At 64.3% G+C, this 5,586-nt stretch carries 8 protein-coding genes; 6 read left to right on the top strand and 2 right to left on the bottom strand.

All coding sequences use genetic code 11. The annotated features are described in order from the left end of the window. Positions 1-22: 22 nt before the first annotated feature. Together WAN71_RS08560 and WAN71_RS08555 are read left to right on the top strand one after the other, a co-directional pair. Positions 23-622 (top strand): fatty-acid--CoA ligase, encoded by a 600-nt coding sequence (locus tag WAN71_RS08560; protein WP_422224913.1) that lies wholly within the window; start codon positions 23-25, stop codon positions 620-622. A gap of 12 nt (positions 623-634) precedes the next feature. Then, the gene (locus WAN71_RS08555) at positions 635-871 is read left to right on the top strand and encodes a (2Fe-2S)-binding protein (RefSeq protein WP_422224912.1); all 237 of its coding nucleotides are present in this window, start codon (positions 635-637) and stop codon (positions 869-871) included. On the opposite strand, the gene WAN71_RS08550 is transcribed toward WAN71_RS08555, so the two are convergent. Continuing rightward, positions 780-2,462: an alpha-keto acid decarboxylase family protein gene (locus WAN71_RS08550; RefSeq protein ID WP_422224911.1), complete on the bottom strand. Its 1,683-nt coding sequence runs from the start codon at positions 2,460-2,462 to the stop codon at positions 780-782. The genes WAN71_RS08555 and WAN71_RS08550 overlap by 92 nt on opposite strands. 68 nt (positions 2,463-2,530) lie before the next feature. Between WAN71_RS08550 and WAN71_RS08545 the strand changes: the two genes are divergently transcribed. From WAN71_RS08545 to WAN71_RS08530, 4 genes are all read left to right on the top strand, one after another. Continuing rightward, a complete protein-coding gene (locus tag WAN71_RS08545; protein ID WP_422224910.1) occupies positions 2,531-2,986 on the top strand; it encodes an SRPBCC family protein in 456 nt (151 codons plus the stop codon). Between the two features lie 5 nt (positions 2,987-2,991). Further along, positions 2,992-4,071, top strand: coding sequence for a CaiB/BaiF CoA transferase family protein (locus WAN71_RS08540; protein ID WP_422224909.1), 1,080 nt, complete (start codon positions 2,992-2,994; stop codon positions 4,069-4,071). Positions 4,072-4,111: 40 nt separating this feature from the next. Continuing rightward, the gene (locus tag WAN71_RS08535; protein ID WP_422224908.1) at positions 4,112-4,552 is read left to right on the top strand and encodes an SRPBCC family protein; all 441 of its coding nucleotides are present in this window, start codon (positions 4,112-4,114) and stop codon (positions 4,550-4,552) included. Positions 4,553-4,626: 74 nt separating this feature from the next. Continuing rightward, positions 4,627-5,082, top strand: a complete 456-nt coding sequence (locus tag WAN71_RS08530) for an SRPBCC family protein (protein WP_422224907.1) — start codon at positions 4,627-4,629, stop codon at positions 5,080-5,082. Between the two features lie 4 nt (positions 5,083-5,086). Here the strand turns inward: WAN71_RS08530 and WAN71_RS08525 are convergent. Continuing rightward, positions 5,087-5,586 (bottom strand): aminotransferase class I/II-fold pyridoxal phosphate-dependent enzyme (locus WAN71_RS08525; protein ID WP_422224906.1); only part of this gene is annotated, 500 nt, incomplete at its 5' end.

Raw genomic sequence — 5,586 nt, 5'->3', positions numbered from 1 at the left:
CGCAGATCCGCAAGCGCATTCGATGGTCATCGCGTCGGACTATCGGGTACCGGATCCGGATCGCGTGTGGCCGCTGCTTCAGCGTCGAAAATCCGCGCTCGCCGATATCGGCGCCCACCACGTCCTGGTGTACAAGTCAACCGATGACTACGGGCGCGTGATGGTGACGATCGGTTTACGTAGCCGTGAGCCGATTGTGGAACTGCTGCGGTCGCGGGTGTTCTTCGACTGGTTTGATGCGGTCGGCGTCGAAGACATTCCCGCGGTCTTCGCAGGCGAGATCGTGGAACGCTTAAATTCGAGCATGCCGTCGCAGTCGACGGCGCCCGGCGTCGTCACAGCCGCCGTTGCGTCGGTCGACGATGTGTCCGTGCTGACCGCCGAGATCCGCGGCGCTCTCTCAAGATTTCAGGCCGCAGGTATCCGCGAAACCCGCGTTTTCAAAGCTTTCGACGACGGACATGAAGTCCTTATTCTGCAGGAGATCGACGACGAGGATGCAGCGCGGCGCTGGATCGAGCGTCCCGACGTGGTGGCACGGTGGATGACCGGGGCTGGAGTAGGTGCCTACCCGCCGTTGTTCGTAGGCAAGCTGGTGGGCATGATGCGGATCGACGGGTGAACGGACCACGGGATGTTCGTCTGTCTTTGTAATGGCACCACAAGCCAGGCGGTGGCCGACGCCATCGCCAACGGGGCGACGACGACCAACCAGATCGCCGCGGCATGCGGGGCGGGCGCCGACTGCGGCCGCTGCCGGCGCACGCTGCGCGCAATCCTCACCGACGCGGGCTGCCATCCGGAGAAGTGGGTTGGGCCAGTTCGTTCAACAGGTCGGGGACGTCGAGGCGCGGCACCATCGCCTCGATGAGCACCATCCGGTCATGGTTCTCCGCTGCTGCAATAAAGGCGTCGTCCAGCTCACCGTAGGTTTGAGCCCGAAACGCCAGGTGATTGGTCACGCCGAGCGCGTTGGGAATGTCGGCCCAACTCCAGCTGACAATGTCGTTGTAGGGCTGGTCTTTTCCGTGAATCATCCGTTCCACGGTGTAGCCATCGTTGTTGACCACCACGATCACCGGCGACAGTCCTTCCCGAGAGAAGGTGCCAAGCTCCTGGACGGTCAGCTGCGCGGCCCCGTCGCCGATCAGCAACACCGGCCTGCGATCCCGATGCGCCAGCCCCGCACCGAGTGTGGCCGGCAGGGTGTATCCGATCGAACCCCATAGCGGTTGGCCGATGAAGGTTACGCCGCGGGGAAGACGGTGAGTGGCCATGCCGTAGAACGAGGTGCCCTGATCTGCCAGCACCACATTGCCGGGCGTGAGGGCGTGGCAAAACCGGTCCCACAACAGTTTTTGGCTAAGCGGCTCGTGGCGACCGGGGAAATCCACCGACACATCGTCAGACGTGGATGCGATCGGCGGGGAGGTGATCCCGCGCCGAACGAGAATCGACGTCAGCGCCTCCAGCGCGGCTTGCATCTCCAGCGGCGCGAACACGTGATTGCCAACCGTGCTCTGCTGCACTCCGACGTCGATGGTCTTCACCGGATCGATGCGCTGGCTGAAAAAGCCGCTGACCATGTCGGTGAACACGACTCCCGCAGTCACCAGCACCGGCGCCTCCTCGATCGCCCGGCGCACCGGTTCGGCGCTGGCCGCCCCGGCATAGATGCCCAGGAAGGTTGGCGCGCTCTCATCGACGAGGCTCTTGCCCCACATCAGCGTGGCGTGCGGCACCACATCGGCGGCCAGCAGCGCCTCGAGCTGTTCTACGGCATTCAAACGATGGACCAAAAGATCAGCCAGCACGGTCAACTGGTGGTCGGCGATGAGTTCGGTTGCGGCTTCGGTAAATAAAGCAAGTGCCCGTGGGCTGGTACCGCCGGTGTAGCGCGGCAGCGGTGCGGTCGGCCGCTCAGTTTCGAAGCGCGCCACGTCGGTGGGCAGCAGCAGATACCCGGGCCGCCGCTGCTCCCGCACCTCGGATAGCACTCGGTCGATTTCCCGGGTCGCCGTTGCTGGCATGAGATTGGCTTGGGCACAGGTGATTTCCCGGCTTACCCGTAAAAAGTGCTCGAAATCGCCGTCCCCCAGCGAATGATGCAGAGCCCGTCGGGTGCCCTGTGCGTCTTTTGAAGGTCCTCCGACGATGTGTACCACCGGCACGTGCTCGGCGTAACTGCCAGCGATCGCGTTCGCTGCTGAAAGCTCGCCCACGCCGAATGTGGTTACCACAGCGGACATTCCACGTAGCCGACCGTATCCGTCGGCCGCATAGCCGGCATTGAGTTCGTTGGCGTTTCCCACCCACCGGATGTCGGGATGGGCGACGATGTGATCGAGGAATTCGAGGTTGTAGTCGCCGGGGACGCCGAAGACCTCGGTAACCCCGAGTTCTACCAGGCGGTCGAGCAGATAGTCTCCGACGGTGTAGGCGTATTCACGAGCAACACTCACCAGGATGACGGTACGCGTCTGCGGTCGAAAACGCCGTCCGCTCGGCGCCGCCTCGCTATCGTCCGGACATGGCAATTCACGAAACCCGCGACATCGTCATCGAAGCGAGCCCGGAGGAAATCCTGGACGTCATCGCCGACTTCGAAGCGATGCCGGAGTGGTCGGAACCTCATCAGAGCGCGGAAATCCTCGAGACCGGAGACGACGGCCGGCCCAGCAAAGTCAAGATGAGGGTCAGGACCGCGGGCATCACCGACGAACAGGTGGTGGCCTACACCTGGAGCGGCAATGAGGTGACCTGGACGCTGGTCAGCTCCGGCCAACAGAAGTCGCAGGACGGCAAGTACACCTTGGTGCCACAAGGCGGCGCCAAGGGAGAAGCCACCTTGGTCAAGATGGAGATCAGCGTCGACCCGAACGTTCCACTCCCCGGCTTCGTGCTCAAGCGCGCCGTCAAGGGGACGATCGATTCCGCGACCAAGGAACTGCGCAAGCGGGTGCTGAAAGTGCAGAAGGGAGAATAGCCGTCGTGAGCAATGCGGGGCCACTGGCCGGTGTGCGAGTCATCGAACTTGGCGGCATCGGACCGGGCCCGCACGCGGCGATGGTGCTAGCCGATTTGGGCGCCGATGTGGTGCGGGTGCGCCGGCCCGGCGGGTGGGTGATGCCGGCCGAGGATCGCGACCTGCTACACCGCGGAAAGCGGATTGTCGACTTGGACGTCAAGACCCAGCCGCAGGCACTGTTGGAGTTGGTCGCCAAGGCCGATGTACTGCTGGACTGCTTCCGGCCTCGCACCTGCGAGCGGCTCGGCATCGGTCCTGACGACTGCGCGGCGGTCAACCCGCAGCTGGTCTTCGCGCGCATCACCGGTTGGGGACAGGATGGCCCACGCGCCAGCACCGCCGGCCACGACATCAACTACCTATCCCAAACCGGGGCGCTGTCGGCGCTGGGCTACCGCGACCGGCCACCGATGCCGCCGCTGAACCTGGTCGCCGACTTTGGTGGCGGTTCCATGTTCGTGCTGCTGGGCATCGTGGCCGCGCTCTACGAGCGAGAGCGATCGGGAGTCGGCCAGGTAGTGGACGCCGCGATGGTCGATGGCGTCAGCGTGCTCGCGCAGATGATGTGGACGATGAAGTCGACCGGCGCGCTACGTGACGAGCGGGAAGCATTTCTGCTCGACGGCGGCGCTCCGTTCTATCGCTGCTACGAGACCGCCGACGGTAAGTACATGGCCGTGGGCGCAATCGAGCCGCAGTTCTTCGCCGAGTTACTCGCCGGACTGGGGTTGTCCGCCGACGAGGTGCCGGGTCAGCTCGATATCGGTTCGTACCCGCGGATGTTCGAGGTTTTCACCGAGCGGTTCGCCCGCAAGACCCGCGACGAGTGGGCGGAGACATTCGCCGGCACCGACGCGTGCGTCACTCCGGTGTTGACGTGGAGCGAAGCCGCCGCCGATGCGCATCTCACCGCACGAGCGACGGTGATCAACGCGAACGGTGTCGACCAGGCCGCGCCCGCGCCGCGGTTCTCCCGCACCCCGGCCGGACCCGTCGGGCCGCCGCCGCCGGCAACCACACCGCTGGACGAAATCGGCTGGTAATCAGCCCGTTAACCGGGCCGGCTTGCTAGCTTGGTGGTTAGTGGCCGTACGAGCATCGCGAGAGATCCTGATCGACGCGCCGCCGGAGGTGATCCTGGAGGCGCTGGCCGACGTCGGGTCGTTGGCGACGTGGTCACCGGTGCACAAACGGGTCGAGGTCCTCGACTGGTACGCCGACGGTCGGCCCCATCACGTGAAGGCCACCATCAAAATCTTCGGGCTCGTCGACAACGAGATTCTGGAATATCACTGGGGTCCCAACTGGGTGGTCTGGGATGCCGACAACACCTTCCAGCAGCGTGGGCAGCACGTCGAATACAACCTGCAACGGGTGGGCGTCGATAAGACCCGGGTGCGCTTCGACATCACCGTCGAACCGTCGGGACCGGTTCCCGCGTTCATCGTGAGGCGGGCCAGCGAGATCGTGTTGGACGCCGCGACCAAAGGATTGCGCAACCAAGTCGCGGACCTAATAGGCTAGGAGTCGGTTCAGATCAGCCAAAATAGCTGCGTAACCTGGTCCGCGAACGGCGCTGCGTTGCTAGCTTGAAACTAGTGGCCGTACAAGCATCGCGAGAGATTGTCATCGACGCGCCGCCCGAGGTGATTCTGGAGGCGCTGGCCGACGTCGGCTCGGTGCCGTCCTGGTCCCAGGTACACAAACGGGCCGAAGTCATCGACAACTATCCCGACGGCCGCCCGCACCACGTGAAGGTCACGATCAGGGTGGTCGGCATCATCGACACCGAGGTGCTCGAATACCACTGGGGACCGGACTGGCTGGTGTGGGACGCCGACAAGACGCTGCAGCAGCACGCCCAGCATGTCGAGTACACGCTGCAGCGCGAAACAGAAGAGAAGACGCGAGTGCGATTCGAGATCACCCTCGAGCCGTCGGCGCCGTTGCCGGAGTTCCTGGTCAACAGGGCGCGCAAGAAGGTTCTCTACGCCGCGACCGAGGGGCTGCGACGGCGGGTGATGGCCGCCGTTGGTTCAGATCGACCGGGATAGCCGGTCAATCTCGCAGTCGTGCCAGTCGACGGATCGCCTCGTCGAGTGTGTCGTCCCGCTTGCAGAAGGTGAACCGCACCAAGTGATTCCACTGCGTCCAGTCCGGGGCAGCGGGATCGCAGAACGCCGTCATCGGGATCGCGGCGACGCCGACCCGTTCCGGTAGCGCGGCGCAGAACGCCGTGCTGTCGTCGTAACCCAACGGACGCGGATCGGCGCACAAGAAGTAGGTGCCCGAACTGTCGTGCACCCGAAAGCCGACCTCGGCCAATCCGCGTGCCAGCCGATCGCGCTTGTCCTGCAACGAAGTTCGCAGCGCGACCACCCAGTTTCCCTCGGTGTTCAGTGCGTGCGCCACCGCCGGCTGAAACGGCGCGCCTCCGACATAACTCAAATACTGTTTGGCCGCTCGCACGCCGAGGATGAGTTCGGCTGGCCCGCAAGCCCATCCGATCTTCCAGCCGGTGCAGTTGAACATCTTCGCCGCGCTCGAAATCGTGATGG

Source organism: Mycobacterium sp., assembly GCF_049280035.1.
GTDB lineage: Bacteria > Actinomycetota > Actinomycetes > Mycobacteriales > Mycobacteriaceae > Mycobacterium.
Note: the sequence above shows the minus strand (reverse complement) of the source record. Positions and strands in the feature narration are given on the sequence as shown.